The organism is uncultured Faecalibaculum sp., from assembly GCF_910588395.1.
GTDB lineage: Bacteria > Bacillota_I > Bacilli_A > Erysipelotrichales > Erysipelotrichaceae > Faecalibaculum.
Genome location: NZ_CAJUPA010000041.1, coordinates 1 through 17757, shown reverse-complemented (window position 1 = coordinate 17757; position 17757 = coordinate 1). Strand labels below are relative to the sequence as shown.

Sequence of the window (17757 nt, the reverse complement as noted above, 5' to 3'; positions counted from 1 at the left end):
AGTGCCGAACGGCACGCTGGGTGGTGTGAGAGGGACCTAGTCTCTACTCGATCGTGAGCGGAGAAAGAGAATCAGGCTTTGACCTCCGGTGTCTTGTCTGTACTGCCGCTGTCCGCAGTCTCCAGACCGCTGTATTTCACCACTATATTTTCCGGCAGGATCAGACTGGAGGTGAAGGGATCGATGATGATTTCGTGGCAGATCGTGGATTTCACCGCAAAGGCGCAGAACTCGCGAAAGGGGACTGCCACCCAGAGGAAGAACTGCTTGTACTGTTCCGGGACCTGAGTCATGGAGGTGAAACAGGGATAGAAACTTCGGCCATCCTCCGCTTTCAAAAGATCCGGCAGCAGGGGCACATCCTGCTTCCAGACAAAATTGACCGGGTCCAGAGCCGGGAAGGTGTCCTTTTTCCGGGCATCCACGCCGCAGACATACACTTCCTTGAGGGCGTTCAGTTTTTCTTCAATGGGATTCATTGTGATTTTCGTCCTTTCAGGCCATAAGCCGTTTCAGCTTCATTGACGGCTGTTTCCACGGCTTTGGCAACTGCTTTGACTGCCATCATGCCGGCGACATCCATGACCGCCGGCACCGAGCCAGTGGTTATTGCGAACATCGTGTCGCCATCCAGCGTCATGTTCACCGGCCGGATCGTGCGGGACAGCCCGTTCTGCGCCAGGGAAGCCAGCTTGTTCATCTGCGCTTTGGTGAAAGCGCCATTGGTCAGTACGCAGCCAATGGTGGTATTTTTGCGGCTGGATTCCGGGCTGGCGCTTTCCGGCGCAGCACTTTGAGCGGTCTGGGCTTCAAAGAGCTGTGCCATGATTTCTTCCATGGTCAGATCCGACTGCACCCCCGCGAGCTTTGTCCGGCTGTCCATCTCGAAGACATCGCCGCAGGCATTGACCACCACCACGGCGCCCACTTGCAGGTCGCCGCACTGATACGCCGCTGTGCCGATGCCGGACTTCATGGCTTTTTCCGGACCCAGAATTTTGCCCACGGAAGCACCCATGCCTGCACCTGCGTTGCCATGCCGGATGACATTGTGCTCACTGTCCCTGGCCGCTTCGTAGCCCATGGCCACATCCGGCCACACTGCGTCGCCCACAGCCAGATCGAAGATATCCGCCTGCACCACGATTGGGACGCTGACACCGGGTGTCACAGGCATGCCGATGCCCTGTTCGCTGAGGTATTTCATCACGCCGGTACCGGCTTCCAGTCCGAAGGCTGAACCCCCGGAGAGCAGAACCGCGTGAATCTGTTCCACGGTGTTTTTTGGCTGAAGCAGGTCGGTGTCCCGGGTCGCCGGTCCGCCACCCCGCACATCCACCCCGGCTACTGCACCGGCTTTGCACAGAATCGCGGTGCATCCGGTTCCCTGTGCCTGGTTGTCCGCATAGCCGATCTGGAAACCGGCAATATCAGTAATCGGTATCTGTTTCATGGTCATTTCCCCTTCTGTGTTTCATTTCTGTGCTTTTTATCTGGACTGCTTTGTACAGCCTGTTCCGGATCCCGGCGGTCCGGAATCCCCGGATCCACCACAGACTGCGCCTCGCCGGCGGACAGCGCAGAGATCTCCACAGGAACCGGGCTCTCCAGCCGGTAAAGATCCTGCCGGCGGATTTTGGTGTAGGGCATCCGCTGGCGGATCCGGTCCACCTGCTCCAGATCCAGTTCCACTGTCCCGGGTCCCTCCTGGAGAATGACTCCATCCGGGGACACCGCCAGGGAATGGCCCCAGGCTTTGTAGCCCTTCCAGGTGTACCTGGGATTGCAGCCGGCTGCAAAGATCTGGTTTTCCAGCGCCCGCGTGCACAGCAGCGGCTGCCAGTGCTTCTGACCCGCTGCCTCGTTGAATGCCGCCGGCAGCAGCAGCACCCGGATCCCGGCCTGCGCCAGCAGCCGGGCGGGTTCCGGAAACCGGATGTCATAGCAAACCAGGATCCCCATTCGTCCCCAGGGCGTTTCAAACGCGCAGAATGCCTCCCCAGGTGTGAAGACATCCGCCTCGCTGTAGTGGGACCGGGTTGTGTTTACTTCCATCAGGTGGGTCTTGGCATAGCGGCAGACCTCCAGTCCCTGGTCATCAAAGACAAACGCCATGTTGTATATGTGTCCGTTCTGCCGCCAGGGAATCGATCCTGCCAGCCACAGGTGATGCCCGGCAGCTGCCTGCGACATGGCCCTGCGGCTGTCCCGATCCCGGGATGCTGCCTGCAGGATCATGTCATTGTCATAGGGACAGTTCCAGAGCTCCGGCAGCAGGGCGAAATCCGCTGCCGGATCCAGCAGTCCCTGCATCCGCCGGATGTTTTCCTCCACATTCGGTGCGACCTCCAGCTGTACAAGCTGCAGCTTCAGCTGCTGCCGCCAGGCATTTCCTTCCTGGACTGCGGTGTCCGGCTCCTGCTGCATCGCAGTCACTGAAGACTGCCTCCGGTCGGAGGCTCCTTTGATGCCACAGACAGAAAGCCGTGATCCTTCAGCCAGACATAAATGCCGGATTCTGTCACCGGCGGACACACCTCCGGGATCCTCTCCAGCAGTTCCTTCTGGGCATTGCCCATGGCCACACCCACATCCGCGTGCTCCAGCATCTCCAGATCATTCAGCGCATCCCCGAAGGCCATATACGAGGAAAGACCGTAATAATCCAGCAGCCGGCGGATGCCTTCGTATTTCGACAGATCGTCCTTCATCATATCCATCGACAGTTCGTTCTCCAGCAGCCGGATCCCCGGTACCGCAAACTCCGGATGCAGCCGCCGGTTTTCCTCCACCAGAGACAGCACCGCGAAGGTGTCATCCGGCAGCGGGTTTCTCACCGGAATATTCTGGACGCTGATCCGTTCAAACAGATCCCGGACCCCGTCAGTCATCTCCGTCACCAGCACCCGGTTGCCCGCGGCAAACACCGGAATGTTCTGCGCAGCCGCCAGCCGGAAGATGTCAGCGGCTGCCCGTGGATCCACCGGATCGGCATAAATCAGACGGCCCTTCTCGCCGTATACATAGCTGCCATTGCCCGCAACCACCCCGTCAAAGGGAAACAGATCCAGAATGCCGAGGTTTTCCAGCAGCGGCATGCATCGCCCGGAACACAGACACACCTTGATGCCCTGCCCCTGCAGATCCTTCATCGCTTTCATGTGCAGATCCGGGATCCCCCCGGCTGCGTGGTCGTACAATGTGCCGTCCACATCGAAGAACACCGCTTCCACCGCCGGAAACGGCCTGTTTTTGTCCTCTGTCCTGCTTGTCATGACTCCATGATAGCCGAATAAAAAATGCAGGGAAACTTTTTCCGCCGACAGGTTTCTGCCGATGGACGCCGGGGCTGAAAGGAGAAGAGAGGATTGTCGGCTTGAATGGTATATCATTCCAGACGTCTCTGTGATACGGTCAGGACAGAACAAGAAAGAGGAGGAATTTGCGATGTGCACCATGTATGACTACATCATCCGGCAGCCGGAAATCCTGCAGTCGGTTCTGGACCGGAAAGAAAGCTGGATCGGTGTCTTTGGCAGCCTGCTGGAAAACCGGCCCATTCAAAGGGTGGTGTATACCGGATCGGGGACCAGCCAGCACGTCAGCCAGGCAGCGGCGATGCTGACGGAGAAATATCTGCCCCTGGATGCCCGGGCCTGTCTGCCGGCTCTGCTTGCCGGCGGGAAAATCAGAAAACCCCAAGAGACACTGGTGGTGGGAATCTCCCAGTCAGGCAACAGCATTTCCACGCTGCAGGCGCTGGATCACGCGAAGAAGCAGGGATGTGCCACCCTGGCGTTTTCCCTGGAAGCGGACAGTCCGCTGGTGAACCTGTGTGATGCCTGGATGCCGCTGGTCTGCCAGCGGGAACTGGTGCCCCCGGAAACCCAGGGCTACACAGCTGCGATTCTGGAATGGATCCTGGCCATCCGCCACGCTGCCGGTTTTTCCACGGATGTGACTGACGAGATTGCAGCCCTGCCGGATGTCATCCGGCAGGCGGAAGGATTTGTGCAGGAACATCTTCCTGAACTGCTGCAGGCGCCGAAAATCACGGTGACAGGCAGCGGACTGCACTGGGTCACCGCCATGGAAGGTGCCCTGAAGATGCGGGAGTGTCTGCGCAAAGCCGTGATGCGGGAAGAAACCGAAGAGCTCAGTCATCTGGCAGATCTGGCCTTCAATCAGGATGATCTGCTGGTGGCTGTGATGCAGACAGACCGGGATGCCCAGACCGTGGAGCTGGTCTTGCAGATCACAGACCATGTACTGGTGCTGGAAGCAGGCGGTCAGGATCTGGATCTGATCCGGATGGTCATTCCCTTTCAGCTGGCAGCTGCCCTTGGAGCCTGCAGGCTGGGGATTGATACCTCCCGGTATCCCTATGACATTGAAAACATTTCCCATTCAGAAAAATTTCTGTTTCGGGAAAGCAGCCGAAAATGAATGAAAATGGCGGAATCAGGGTCTTCCAGCGTAAATGTGATGAATTCAGACCGGTTATTCTGGTTAAAAAAGAACAAAAATGAATAAAAACGGTTGAAAATGGATGAATGACGCGGTATCCTGTGGATGAAAGAGAGGAACACACATGAAACACATCAACATTGATGGCGCGCAGAATGTGGAAGTGTCCAGAAAGCTTCCCAGTGAGAAAACTCCCGAAGAACAGCTGGCACTCATGGAACGGTATACCCGGGTCTACCGGGAAAATCTGTCAGAAGACAAAGCCATCCGGGAAGTGCGGTGTCTGTCTGTCATCTATCCGGATCTGTTCCGGCACCTGGAACCCGGGGATCTGACTGCCGGCCGTCTGGATTTTCTGCCCATTGGATTTGGCTGTGTGACCAGTGTTGGCGGCGTGGGGCACTATTGTGTGTTTCACAAGCTCCGTGGGCTGAAGAATGAGCTTCCCGAAGACCAGTGGCACCGGGTGGATGCACTGTACGATTTCTGGCAGGAACACGACCTGAAAACGCTGTACTGTCAGGATGTGCTGGATGAAACGGTCACAGGCCGGTTCATTGACTGCGCCTATCCCTATATGGCCACAGCCAGACTCTCCGGGATGATGCTGGACTATGGAAAACTCATGCGGCTGGGTGTCCCGGGAATGAAAGAGGAGATCCGCAGCCGTCTGGTTCTGGATCCGGACAACGCCTATCTGCAGGCTTCCCTGGAGATGATGGATCTGTTTGAGCAGGTCATTCACGCACAGCAGCAGCTGGTGACAGAATCCCGGGAAGTGCCGGAGAGTGCGAAGGCACGGATGATTCAGGACCTGGCAGCCATTGAACAGGCAGCCCCGGCCACCTTCCGTCAGGCCCTGCAGCTGTTCTGGCTGTATGCCCTGTGTGCCGGCTGCATCAACTACGGCCGTCTGGACATTATTCTGGGACCGTATCTGAAAGCCGATATCGATGCAGGGATCGAGACGGAGGAAAGCGCCCAGGAGGTGCTGGAGAGTTTGTGGATGCTCATTGAAAACCGCCGGACCACCGTCAATGGCCGCATCATCGTCGGTGGACGGGGCCGTCCGGATCCGGAGGCTGCGGACCTCTTTGCGAAGATCTGCCTGCGGGTGGTGAAGAAGCTGCGCTGCGTGGAGCCGCAGTTCACCTTCCGGTTTGATTCCCGGACAGATCCCGTTCTCAAAGACATGGCGTATGAATGCATTGCGGCAGGCGCCACCTATCCCACGCTCTACAACGACGATGTGAACATTCCGGCTGTGCAGTACGCCATGCGGGTGGACAGGAAGACAGCGGAGCAGTATCTGCCATTCGGATGCGGGGAATTCGTGATTCAGGGACAGTCCGTGGGAACCCCCAATACGCTGCTGAACATGGTAAAGGTGCTGCAGATTGCCATGAACGAGGGCATTGATCCCATGGACGGTCAGAAGAAAAACGGACCGGTGGAACTGCTTCCGCTGTCTGAACTGACAACCTTCGAAGCCTTTTACGCGCAGTACCGCCGGCTGCTGGACTGGTATTTCGAAAAGTGCGCCCGGGATCAGCTGCACTCCTATGAGGTCATGAACCGGGAAGTGTCCTTCCTGTTTGCCAGTGCGCTGATGGATGACTGCCTGGCCAGGGGCAAGGCGCTTCTGGATGGCGGTGTCAGGATCCTGGGCGGCACCCTGGAGACCTATGGCAACATCAATGCGTCCGATGCCCTGACCGCTGTGAAGCGTCTGGTGTTTGAGGAGCGGAAATACACGCTGGAGGAAATGAACGAAGCCGCCAGCCGGGATTTCCAGGGAGACGGGGAACTGCTCCGGGACATTCTGGCGGTTCCCAAGTACGGCAACGATGAGCCGGAAGCCGATGACATGGCGGATGATCTGTACGAATTCACGGCGAAATCTGTCCGGCAGAAAGGCATTGACCTGGGCATGGATTATTTCCTGATCGTGATTTCCAACAACCAGACCAATACAGACTGGGGCCTGCAGACTGCAGCCAGTCTGGATGGACGGCGGAAAGGAGTCTACATGAATCCCGCCAACAATCCCCAGGGAGGAGCCGCCAAATCCGGCCCCACGGCAGTGCTCAACTCTCTGTCCCGGTTTGACGCCAGATATCACGGCGGTTCGGTGCAGAACATCAAGTTCACCCCGCGGATGATGCATGAGGACAAGGAAAAGGTGAAAATCCTGTTTGACACCTATTTCAGAAAAGGCGGCTGCCAGCTCATGGTCACAGTGGTGGACAAAGGTCAGCTGGAGGATGCCCAGAAGCATCCGGAAAAGTATCCGGATCTCATCGTCCGGGTTGCAGGATACAGCGCGGTGTTTGTGGATCTGGACAAAACGGTCCAGGATGAGCTGCTGTCCCGGGCATTATGGGACTAAGCGGCCACTGAGAGAACAGATCTGCTCTGCAGACTCTGTTCTCTCAGACGCCGCTTTCAAATAAGGGGGACATACAGGGACAATACATGTTCAGAAGAAAACAGGAGGTGAGTGATGGATGAAAGCGAAAATGGATGGAATTCTGGATCGGGACGAAGCCAGGTACACCATCACCAATATTCAGCGGTTTGCCACTCATGACGGCCCGGGGATCCGAACGGTGGTTTTCTTCAAAGGCTGCCGGCTGCACTGCCCCTGGTGCGCGAACCCGGAAACCTGGAAACCGGAACCGGAGCTCTTTCATGATGACAGCCTGTGCACCGGCTGTGGCCGGTGCCAGAAGGCATGCCCTGCCAAAGCCATCGCCATCAGCGCCGGGAAGGCAGTGATCAGCCGGGAGCTGTGCACAGGGTGCGGCAGCTGTGTGACTGCCTGTCTGAACAAGGCAATGGAAATCACCGGGCAGGTGATGACGGTGCGTGAGATTCTGGCAGAGGTGGACAAGGACCGGGACTATTACCAGGTGTCCCGGGGCGGTGTCACTCTCTCCGGCGGGGAAGTGTTCCAGCAGGATCCGGTGCCTCTGCTGCAGGCGCTGAAAGCCCGGGGGTATCACACGGCGGTGGAAACAGAAGGCGCATATGGACTGGAGAAGCTGCAGCAGGCGCTTCCCTGGATCGATTTGGTGTATCACGATGTGAAGCACTGTGACGGAAAGAAACTGAAGCAGTTCACCGGGGGAGATCTGGAGGAAATCGAAGAACATCTGCGGTATCTGAAAACCACGGATGTGCCGGTGGTGATCCGGGTTCCGGTGATACCCGGATTCAATCAGGGAGATCTGGAGGACATCAGATTCTATGTCAGGCATCTGGGATTCGAACAGATGCAGCTGCTGCCGTTTCATCCCATGGGAAAGGGAAAATGGCACAAGCTGGACCGGCGCTATCCTTATGAACAGACGCCGATGATGGACAAGGAAATCCTGGCGGATTTTGCGGATGAAGGGACGCGGATTGGAGGGCAGTGACATGACCAATGCAGAGCGGCTGGACAGGCTGGCGTCCATGGTCCGGCAGTCGGAGTTTCTGTCCGTAAGTCAGATCATGAATGAGTTTGGTGTCTCCCGCAGTTCCGCCATGCGGGATCTGGATGAACTGGAGCGTCAGGGACTTGTGATCCGGCAGCGGGGAGGTGCAGTTCTGAAGGACCGCAGCCGGCATCTGACAAAGATATTCGAGCCGGCGACGCTGGAAAAGGCGGATATGCACGCAGTTCAGAAAGCCGGTGCAGCCCGGAAAGCGGCGGATCTTGTCCAGGATGGAGACTGTGTGTTCCTGGATTCCGGGACGACCATCGCAAAGATGATGAAGGACCTGGGCAGCCGGGATATCACGATCGTGACACCGAATGTGTATCTGCTGTCGCAGGTGCCGGAGAATTTCCCCGGCCGGATCTGTCTGCTGGGAGGGGATTTTGACAAATCCTACCTGGTGAGTACCGGACCGCTGGCCAGACAGATTCTGGAATCGTTCTGGTTTGACAAGGCGTTTGTCTCTGCCAACGGTCTGGCAGATGACCGGGCCTGGGCCAATGATCTGTCTGTGGCCGAGATCAAGCAGGATGCGATGAAGCGGGCGAACACCAGCTACCTGGTGATGGACAGATCCAAGGAGAACCGCCGGGGAATGTACGCTTTTGCGCCGGTGCAGAATTTTGCACAGGTGATCACGGAGCCGGATGAAGGCCATGAGGACACAAAGGAAGAAGAAATGAAAGGAAACTGAGTATGAAAACACAGGATGCGAAGAAACGCGAGCTGCTGGAGGGCCTGAAGGATGGGCTGATTGTGTCCTGTCAGGTTCAGCACGATGATCCGATTTACACGGATGATATGGTGGTGAAGATGGCAGAAGCTGCCCGCTGGGCCGGGGCAAAGGGAATCCGGGCGAATTCACCGGAGCAGATCCGTGCAATCAAGCAGGCAGTACCGGAACTGCCGGTGATCGGGCTCTGGAAGGTGTGGCACGACGATACAGATGTGTTTATTACGCCGACGATGAAGGAAGTCAGGGCAATCTGGGATGCCGGAGCGGAAATCATTGCGCTGGACTGCACGAAACAGACCACTCATGAGGGGACTGTGGCCTGGGATCTGCTGGAGGAAGCGAAGAAAGAGATTCCTGAGGCGATTTTCTTCGCGGATGTATCCAATTATGAGGAAGCCCGTCATGCGGTGGAGAAAGGTGCGGATATTGTGGCACCGACGCTGTATGGCTATACGGCTGAGACCAAACACATCAGTGAACCGGATATGCGGGAATTTGCGAGAATGTGCCGGGATTTCAAGGATGATGCCTATATGATGATGGAAGGACATATTTACACGCCGGAGGATGCAGTGAAGTGCCTGTTCCTGGGAGCGCACTCTGTGGTGGTTGGCAGTGCCATTACCCGTCCGCACCTGACAGCCAAGCGGTTCACGGATCTGATGGGTGGCCTGCAGGACAACTGGAGAGACGCTGAGCGGGCAAAACACTGATGATGATCCGGGCTGCAGAAAAACTGCAGTCCGGATGGCTGTCCATGGCCTGGTTTGCCCGGATGGGGGTGATCCGGATCAGCAGATGAAAAAGGCTGTCAGCTCTGGTGTAAGAATCAGAGGGCTGACAGCTTTTTCGCATGGTCGGATGCTGTTGGGGAGAGGTTTACAGGTGGAATGTGCCGGTGGCTTCAAATTCGCCTCTCATGCGGTTGACTGTCTCGGGAGCGAAGTCGGTTGCTTCGGAAATGAAATCCGTGCTCTTGCCCTTCTTGAACAGCCTGCAAAGCTGACTGTAATGGACTTCATGTCTGGTCTTCTCGGCAGTTTCAGCCACAGCTTTATCCTTCTCAGCAGCAGCTTCTGCAGCAGCTTTCTCGGCAACAATTCTCTCCCGCTCCTGCACCAGTTTTTCCAGCTCATCGTTGAACATAACTTCTCCTTCCTTCTTCCGTTTCAGAAGCATGCTTCTGTTTCTGAATTCATCATAAACCATATCCTCCGGATTTGCGCAGAGGATATCATGCATCAGATCTTTGAGCTCCCAGTCATCCGGATAGGCCGCATTCAGAAAAATCATCCTGTGTCCGTCGCCCAGTTCCCGCCCGTCTTCGTCTTTCATGGCGAAGACATGCATTGGTTTTCCGGATTTCATGACATCCGATTTGCAGATGAACACCACTGTCACATCTTGCAGTTCATCGTAACTGCTCCCGGCTTTCAGCATCTGCATGTCGTTGGAACTGAGATAGTAGCGGCCACGTCTGGGGAGATATGGATACGTGACCAGCTGAAATTCAAAAATGTGTCTTCCCCCGCCGGTATCCTGAGCATACACATCCAGGCGGACGCTTTTGATTCCAAACTGAGGAATGACCTTCTGGATTTCCACGGATTCCACCGTGTATTCCTCGCCGCAGATTTTTGATACCAGCAGCTGGGCACAGTCCAGCGCTCCATCAAAAAACACGGCAGCATAGGCATCATCAAACAGTGTGGCGGTTTTCAGCTGTCTTCTGATGGCAGCCTCCCAGTTCTCTGATGTGACCGGGGAAGAAGTGACAGAGCGGTCCGGGTCTTTCTGTATCATGTTCCATCCGTCCTTTCATTGAGTTGTATATATGTGAACACAGTATACCGTAGAATCCGATATATGGAAATATACGTGGGTTAAGAATCAACAAAAAGATTCGTTTTACCTTGCACAGTCCTGGAATATCCAGGGATGTAACGCATCATTGTTAACAAAACAGCACTGCTGTCTCCTGTCCGTGTTCTGTGAGCTTCCGCTGTTTTCATCAGAAGCCGGTTTTCTGTTCCTTTTCCGGTGTAACCGGAGCCGGCAGATTGTCACAGTTGTCGTTCTGCTCTGTCTCTTACTGTGCGACAGCAGGGAAGACCATCCCCGACAGGACTATACTGAAAGCTGACACTGCCTGTTTGGCAGCAAAGGAAACAAAAGGAATTACATATATGACCAATCAGATACAGACCATCCGCAAAAGAAGCGGTGCCCTGGAAGCCTTCAATCCCGACAAAATCAGCCGGGCCATTTCCCGGGCTTTTCTCTCTACACAGGAAACCGTAACCGACGGGCAGCTGGAAGCCATGACGGTCTGGATTTCCGGTCAGCTGCAGGAAGGCAGCGATGTGGAGCAGATTCAGGACCTGGCTGAACAGGCCCTGATGGGCGCAGGCTGCTACAGGACAGCCAAAGCCTACATCCTGTACAGACAGAATCATGCCCGCATGCGTCAGACAGTGAACCAGATCACCGGACTTGCCCAGGATGACTCTCTGGCAGATCTGCTGGAAGACATTCAGAGAGACTTTCCCCAGACGGAGTATTCTCTGGACCGGCTGCAGATCAAAGCTGCGGAACTGATCCGTCCTGGCCAGTCCCTGCAGGAACGGCTCCGGTTTCTGGAACGGGCAGCGGCAGAACTCACCAGCCGGAATGCACCCCGATGGGAGGATATTGCAGCCCGGATCCTCAACCATGAACTGGAACTGGAAATCCGGCAGAATGAACAGGAACTGGGCCTGCAGACCTGGGAAGAGAAGCTTGTCTGGCTCACGGAGCAGCATCTGCTCTCTGACAGTCTGCTGGAAAGCTATACCACAGAAGATCTGGCCCGTCTGGAAGCCTGCATGGATCCGGACCGCACCAGACTGTTCAAACATCCGGGACTGGATCTGCTGGCCAGCCGCTATCTCATCCGGACCGGGGACGGGCGTCTCATGGAACGGGTGCAGGAAATGTTCATGGGCATTGCCATGCATCTGGCCATCCCCGAAACGGACCGGGTATACTGGGCCACACGCTTCTATGACATTTTCAGCAAGCTGCAGGTCACCATGGCCACTCCCACCATGTCCAATGCCCGCAAGCCATTCCACCAGATGTCCAGCTGCTTCATTGACACCGTGGAAGATTCTCTCACCGGCATCTACAAATCCATTGACAACTTTGCCAGAGTCTCCAAGCACGGCGGCGGCATGGGGCTGTACATGGGCAAAGTCCGGGCCACCGGCAGTGACATTAGAGGATTCAAAGGTGCTGCGGGAGGCGTGATCCGCTGGATCCGTCTGGTGAATGATACCGCCATCGCCGTGGACCAGCTGGGAGTACGGGCAGGTGCCGCCGCGGTCTATCTGGATCTGTGGCACCGGGATATCCCCGAATTTCTGCAGCTGCGCACCAACAACGGCGATGACCGGATGAAAGCCCACGACATTTTCCCGGCCATCTGCGTCCCTGACCTGTTCTGGCGCCTGGCAGCCACCGATCTGGATGCCTCCTGGAATCTCATGGATCCCCATCAGATCAGCCAGGTCAAAGGCTGGAATCTGGAAGACGCCTTTGGCCCTGAATGGGAACGGCGTTACTGGGACTGTGTCAATGATCCTGCCATCGACAAACGGGTGCTGTCCATCCGGGAAATGGTCAGAATGATCATCAAGTCGCTGGTGGAAACCGGAACGCCTTTCGTGTTCAACCGGGATACCGTCAACGAAGCCAATCCCAACAGCCACAAAGGCATGATTTATGCCTCCAACCTCTGCACGGAAATTGCCCAGAACATGTCAACCATGCACGAAGAGGAACCGGAAATCGTGACCGTAAACGGGGAAACCATGGTGGTCACCAGAACGCACCCGGGAGATTTCGTCGTCTGCAACCTGGCTTCCCTGTCTCTGGGGCACATCGACGTGGACAATGACAGCGAACTCAGTCATGTCATCCACACCGTCATGCGGGCCCTGGACAATGTCATTGATCTGAATTACTATGCGCTGCCCTATGCGAAACTCACCTCCAGTCAGATGCGCCCGGTGGGCCTTGGCACCAGCGGATACCAGCATCTGCTGGCCAAAAAGCGCATCCGGTTTGAAAGCGAAGAACACTTAAGCTACATGGATGATCTGTACGAGCGCATCAACTATCATGCCCTGCAGGCCTCCTGCGAACTGGCCCGGGAAAAGGGTGCCTATGCCGGCTTCCAGGGCAGTGAATACCAGACAGGTGCCTATTTCACCAAACGGGATTATGTATCTGACCGCTGGCAGGCCCTGGCACAGGAAGTCCGGGAAAACGGCCTGCGAAACGGCTATCTGCTGGCCATTGCCCCCACCTCCAGCACCTCGATCCTGGCCGGCACCACCGCTGCGGTGGATCCGGTTCTGAAGAAGTATTTTCTGGAGGAAAAGAAAGGATCCATGCTGACAAGAGTCGCACCGGATCTCTCGGATGAAACCTTCTGGTACTATAAAAACGCACATCACATCGATCAGAACTGGATCGTGGACGCAGCAGCCATCCGCCAGCGGCACATTGACCAGGCGCAGTCCGTGAATCTGTACGTCACCCCGGAATTCACCTTCCGCAAAGTTCTGGATCTGTATCTCAGGGCCTGGGAGAAAGGCGTAAAGACCATTTACTATGTCCGTTCCCAGTCACTGGAAGTGGAAGAATGCGAATCCTGCAGTGCATAGCATGGAAAGAGAAAGGAGACAGTCATGGAACTGAAACCCAAGGCGCTGTTCAACAAAGACGGCGACACCGATCTGGCCAAACGCCGGATGATCAACGGCAATACAACCAACCTGAATGACTTCAACAATGTGAAATACGACTGGACCAGTCAGTGGTACCGGCAGGCCATGAACAATTTCTGGATCCCGGAAGAGATCAACCTCTCTCAGGACATCAAGGATTACCGGAATCTCACCGACGAGGAACGGACTGCCTATGACAAGATCCTCTCCTTTCTGGTCTTTCTGGACTCCCTGCAGACCGCCAATCTGCCCAACATCGGCGCCTATATCACAGCCAATGAAGTCAACCTGTGTCTGACCATTCAGGCCTTTCAGGAAGCCGTGCATTCCCAGTCCTATTCCTATATGCTGGATACCATCTGCTCCCCTGAAAAGCGGAATGAGATCCTGTATCAGTGGAAAGACGACGAACACCTGCTGCATCGGAATGAGTTCATCGGCAATCTGTACAATGATTTTCTGGAACACAAAGACGCCGGACAGCTGGTCAAAACCCTGATTGCGAACTATATTCTGGAAGGAATCTACTTCTATTCGGGGTTCATGTTTTTCTACAACCTGGGCCGCATGGGCAAGATGCCCGGCAGTGCGCAGGAAATCCGCTACATCAACCGGGATGAAAACACGCATCTGTGGCTCTTCCGGAACATTCTTCTGGAACTGAAAAAGGAACAGCCGGAGCTGTTTACGCCGGAACTGGAAGAGGAATACCGGCAGATGCTGAAAACCGGTGCCGAGGAAGAGATGTCCTGGGCAGAATATGTTCTGGGTGACCGGATCGCAGGACTGAATCTGGACCGGGTCAAGGATTACATCCGGTATCTGGCCAATCTGCGGGCCAAAGGTCTGGGATTTGCACCGGTCTATGAAGGATATGAAGAACTGCCGGAGTCCATGGCATGGGTGGATACCTACAGCCGGGCCAATGACATCAAGACAGATTTCTTTGAAGCCAAATCCACGGCGTATACCAAAGCCGGCGCTATTGTAGACGATCTCTGATCCTGCCTGTCGATGCGGGCCAGGGCCCTGGACAGGGCATGATCAAAACCATCATGATGCACAAAGGCTGCAAGGCTGTCCCCGTGATTGGGAGAACCCGCAGCCTTTTCTGCGTAGGTTTGCCTGTTTCAGGAAAGGGATGCAGGACAGCCGCCGGAACTGTCAAACAGATGAAGAAGAATGGCAGGACCGAAGAGAATGAGGGAAACCGCGATTATGGAATCAAGTGATAAATGTCATGAGATTCAGTGGAAAAATACGGAATTTAATCAAATATTCCAAATCGGACTGGCGCAGTTCATGACAAATGTAATCACTTACAAATTGACTTGAAAAAGCCGGGGGAGGGGGGCTATTGTAACCATGTAAGTTATAACTTTCATCCTTTCCCCAAAGATCTTTGTATTCAGAACATTTCCATAGAAGAAGGTTTTTGAAAGTCATGAAAAACGAAAACAACAAGAAAGTCAATTTGATCAAATCGGCGGCTGTCTCTGCTTCCGCCATGATGGTGCTGTCAGGTGCCAGTGCTGCGATCCTTGCCAGTGAATCCGAAGAACTGGTTGCGGATCAGCCGGTTGTGGATGTACAGGCGCCGGAGGAAGTGATCCTGGAAACTGCAGCTGAAGAGAATGATCCCGTGGAAGCAGCGGCGGAAATCGAAGTACCACAGGAAACAGAAATTTACAGCAGTACCAATGCGCCTGCAGCAGAGGCAGAAGAAGAATCTGCTTCTGTCGGAGAAGAATCCGAAGAACCTGGACAGGCAGCAGAGGCAGAAACTCCTGAAGCCGCTGCACCTGCAGATCCTGCGGTTCCGGCGGAACCGGCAGCTCCGGCTGTTTCCGAAGAAGCAGTGCCGGAACCTGAGGCTCCGGCAGTCAGCGTCAAAGCTGATACATCCGCAGCGGCCCCCGCAGACAATGCCAAAGCGGAAACACCTGCAGCTGATAAAGAGCAGGAAGATGAAGCCTATCGGGAACAGTACCACTTCTCCAATGAACAGGGCTGGTCCAATGATCCCAATGGCATGGTGTACTTCAACGGCACCTGGCATCTGTTCTTCCAGTATTATCCGGATGGTGTCAACCATGGGTCCATGAGCTGGGGTCATGCCACATCCACAGATCTGGTTCACTGGACAGAGCATGAAGTTCCTGATGTGTTCAAAGCCTCTACGGACAATGGCATGCGATTCCACTTCTCTGGATCCGCAGTTGTGGACAAAAACAACACCTCCGGTTTCTTCAAGGAGGGAGAACAGGGTCTGGTCGCTGTCTGGACACTGGCAGGCATGCCTTCGGGCGCTTCCTGGGGAAGCGGCGAATTCGGTTTCCAGAGACAGTGCATTGCCTATTCGGCTGATGGATTCAACTGGACAGCACCGGATCTGGGAATAGAACGCGTCATTCTCAATGCGGATGGTACAACCAAGGAGCTGACAGCCGACCAGAAGGATTTCTTCAAGAATGTCGTTCTGGCTGAAGGTTCTCTGCGGACAGTTGTCCGGGACGCAGAAGGCAACATCACAGAGCTTGTCAATGAAGATCCTCTCAACAATGGTGATTTCCGTGACCCGAAAGTATTCTGGCACGAAGAATCCGGTCAGTGGATGATGGCTGTAGCCGGTGGTCCGCTGCGCTTCTACTCCTCCAAAGATCTGATTCACTGGACACCGGAAGCCATGCAGGGTGACATCATCACCGAGTGTCCGGAACTGTACTATCTCCCGGTGGAAGGTACAGACGAATACAAATACGTTCTGTCCGAAGGCGGCCGCTGGTATCAGGTGGGCGACTTCAAGGAAGTGGATGGCGTCTGGACATTCGTACCGGATACAGTCAACGGTCCCACAGGGGATGTGGCAGCCCGCTACAACATGAACTATGCTCCCGATGCCTATGCAGCCCAGAGCTTCTATAAGGAAGACGGCAGAGTGGTCATGGTTCAGTGGATGTCCAACTGGTCCTATGCAGACAACTCCACCATCCGTCAGCCGGATGGCAGCAAGGTGACTCTGGAAGGCATCCGCAAGATGCTGGGTGAAAAGCACAATGGTCAGTTCACGCTGATGGCAGACCTGTCTGTAGTGCGCACACCGGAAGGACTGCGCCTGAAGCAGACACCGGTAGCTGAATACGACCAGATGAAGAACCTGGAAGTCAAGGATGACATTGTCCTGGACGACAAGTCCAACCCGCTGGAAGGCATTCACTCTCAGCAGTTCCAGTTCGAAATCGAGTTCGCTCCTGAAAAGGGAACGGAGAAAGTCGTTCTGGAGGTCCTGAAAAACAAAGACTATCAGACCACGATCTGGTACGATGTGAACACTGGAATCCTGCACGTGGACCGTTCCAAGTCCATGGCAGCTGAACAGGCTCCGGCTGATCACATGCAGAATGGCACCTGGTTCAAGTTCCTGCAGGACTACACGGCACCGGTTGCCATGACCAATGGCAAGATCAAGCTGAAAGTCTTCGTGGACAACTACTCTGTGGAAGTATATGCAGGCAATGACACCATCGTGCTGACGGAACTGGTATTCCCCTATAAGGATGCGGATCTGCTCAACCTGTATGCTGTTGGCACACCTGTCAATGCGACTTACAGCTTCGCCACCATGGACAGCTACCGCAAAGACAACACCGATATGCGCAACCTCTCCGGAACCCTGGCGGATGCGAAAGACCAGCTGGAGCGCGGACAGGGCAACTACACAGATGAAAGCTTCAAGGCTTTGCAGGATGCCTACAAGGCAGCATTTGCGGCAGCCTTCAACCCGGATTCCACACAGAACTCCATCAACCTTGCCAACTACGCTCTGACCAATGCTCTGACCAACCTCCGGGCCAATGCAGACAAGCCGATTACCGTGACTCCGGAGAAACCGACCACTGTCACCGACATTTACGACAGCACAGCGAAACCGGTTGTCAGCGAGACCCCGGCACAGGCGGTATCCGCAGCTTCTGTTTCTTCCGAAGGTACTCCGACAGCTGCAGCCACCGGCTTAGGCATGACCCTGGCGACAGCCATCGGAGCCCTGGCAGGTGCAGTCTTCACAAACAGGAAACGCCGCGAGCAGGAATGATTCTGACAGCGACTTGTTCATATTTCTGATATACAACTCTCTCGGGAAAAAGACCGGTCATGACTGGAGCCGGTCTTTTTCTTGTATTCTGAATGGTCCAGGATTGAAAATTCTGTCCGTAAACCGGCGGAACAGACGTGGAACCTTTTTATAACGGCACTCCAAAATTGGATAGGGAGGAAGACTAACCCCATCCAAAGATACCTT

General features: G+C 55.2%; 13 protein-coding genes. 8 read left to right on the top strand and 5 right to left on the bottom strand.

What is annotated here, in order from left to right:
- Positions 1–71 precede the first annotated feature (71 nt).
- From QZ305_RS10090 to QZ305_RS10075, 4 genes are read right to left on the bottom strand one after another with little or no spacing between them, the layout of a single operon-like run.
- Positions 72–479 carry an SseB family protein gene (locus QZ305_RS10090; RefSeq protein WP_294731729.1) on the bottom strand — a complete coding sequence of 136 codons (408 nt, stop codon included), beginning with the start codon at positions 477–479 and terminating at the stop codon, positions 72–74.
- Positions 476–1453, bottom strand: coding sequence for a P1 family peptidase (locus QZ305_RS10085; RefSeq protein WP_294731728.1), 978 nt, complete (start codon positions 1451–1453; stop codon positions 476–478). The genes QZ305_RS10090 and QZ305_RS10085 overlap by 4 nt, the downstream gene beginning before the upstream one ends.
- Positions 1454–1455: 2 nt before the next feature.
- On the bottom strand, positions 1456–2427 hold the full coding sequence (locus QZ305_RS10080) for a nitrilase-related carbon-nitrogen hydrolase (RefSeq protein ID WP_294731730.1): 972 nt from the start codon (positions 2425–2427) through the stop codon (positions 1456–1458).
- Positions 2428–2432: 5 nt separating this feature from the next.
- Positions 2433–3275 carry an HAD-IIB family hydrolase gene (locus QZ305_RS10075; RefSeq protein ID WP_294731726.1) on the bottom strand — a complete coding sequence of 281 codons (843 nt, stop codon included), beginning with the start codon at positions 3273–3275 and terminating at the stop codon, positions 2433–2435.
- Between the two features lie 172 nt (positions 3276–3447).
- Between QZ305_RS10075 and QZ305_RS10070 the strand changes: the two genes are divergently transcribed.
- The 5 genes from QZ305_RS10070 (at position 3448) to QZ305_RS10050 (ending at position 9398) form a co-directional block, all read left to right on the top strand.
- Entirely contained in the window at positions 3448–4446 is a 999-nt protein-coding gene (locus QZ305_RS10070) for an SIS domain-containing protein (protein WP_294731725.1), read from the top strand.
- A gap of 145 nt (positions 4447–4591) precedes the next feature.
- The gene (locus QZ305_RS10065; RefSeq protein ID WP_294731724.1) at positions 4592–6856 is read left to right on the top strand and encodes a pyruvate formate lyase family protein; all 2265 of its coding nucleotides are present in this window, start codon (positions 4592–4594) and stop codon (positions 6854–6856) included.
- Positions 6857–6974: 118 nt separating this feature from the next.
- Entirely contained in the window at positions 6975–7886 is a 912-nt protein-coding gene (locus QZ305_RS10060) for a glycyl-radical enzyme activating protein (RefSeq protein WP_294731723.1), read from the top strand.
- A 1-nt stretch (position 7887) separates the two neighbouring features.
- Positions 7888–8643 (top strand): DeoR/GlpR family DNA-binding transcription regulator, encoded by a 756-nt coding sequence (locus QZ305_RS10055; protein ID WP_294731722.1) that lies wholly within the window; start codon positions 7888–7890, stop codon positions 8641–8643.
- Between the two features lie 2 nt (positions 8644–8645).
- Complete coding sequence (locus QZ305_RS10050; protein ID WP_294731720.1) at positions 8646–9398, top strand: N-acetylmannosamine-6-phosphate 2-epimerase; 753 nt, start codon at positions 8646–8648, stop codon at positions 9396–9398.
- 166 nt (positions 9399–9564) lie between these two features.
- Here QZ305_RS10050 and QZ305_RS10045 read toward each other — a convergent pair whose 3' ends face one another.
- Positions 9565–10488 (bottom strand): PD-(D/E)XK nuclease family transposase, encoded by a 924-nt coding sequence (locus QZ305_RS10045; protein ID WP_294731719.1) that lies wholly within the window; start codon positions 10486–10488, stop codon positions 9565–9567.
- Positions 10489–10871: 383 nt separating this feature from the next.
- Between QZ305_RS10045 and QZ305_RS10040 the strand changes: the two genes are divergently transcribed.
- The 3 genes from QZ305_RS10040 (at position 10872) to QZ305_RS10030 (ending at position 17550) form a co-directional block, all read left to right on the top strand.
- Positions 10872–13394, top strand: coding sequence for a ribonucleoside-diphosphate reductase subunit alpha (locus tag QZ305_RS10040; protein WP_294731718.1), 2523 nt, complete (start codon positions 10872–10874; stop codon positions 13392–13394).
- A 24-nt stretch (positions 13395–13418) separates the two neighbouring features.
- Positions 13419–14459, top strand: coding sequence for a ribonucleotide-diphosphate reductase subunit beta (locus tag QZ305_RS10035; RefSeq protein WP_294731717.1), 1041 nt, complete (start codon positions 13419–13421; stop codon positions 14457–14459).
- Positions 14460–14901: 442 nt separating this feature from the next.
- Positions 14902–17550: a glycoside hydrolase family 32 protein gene (locus QZ305_RS10030; protein WP_294731716.1), complete on the top strand. Its 2649-nt coding sequence runs from the start codon at positions 14902–14904 to the stop codon at positions 17548–17550.
- Positions 17551–17757: the final 207 nt, after the last annotated feature.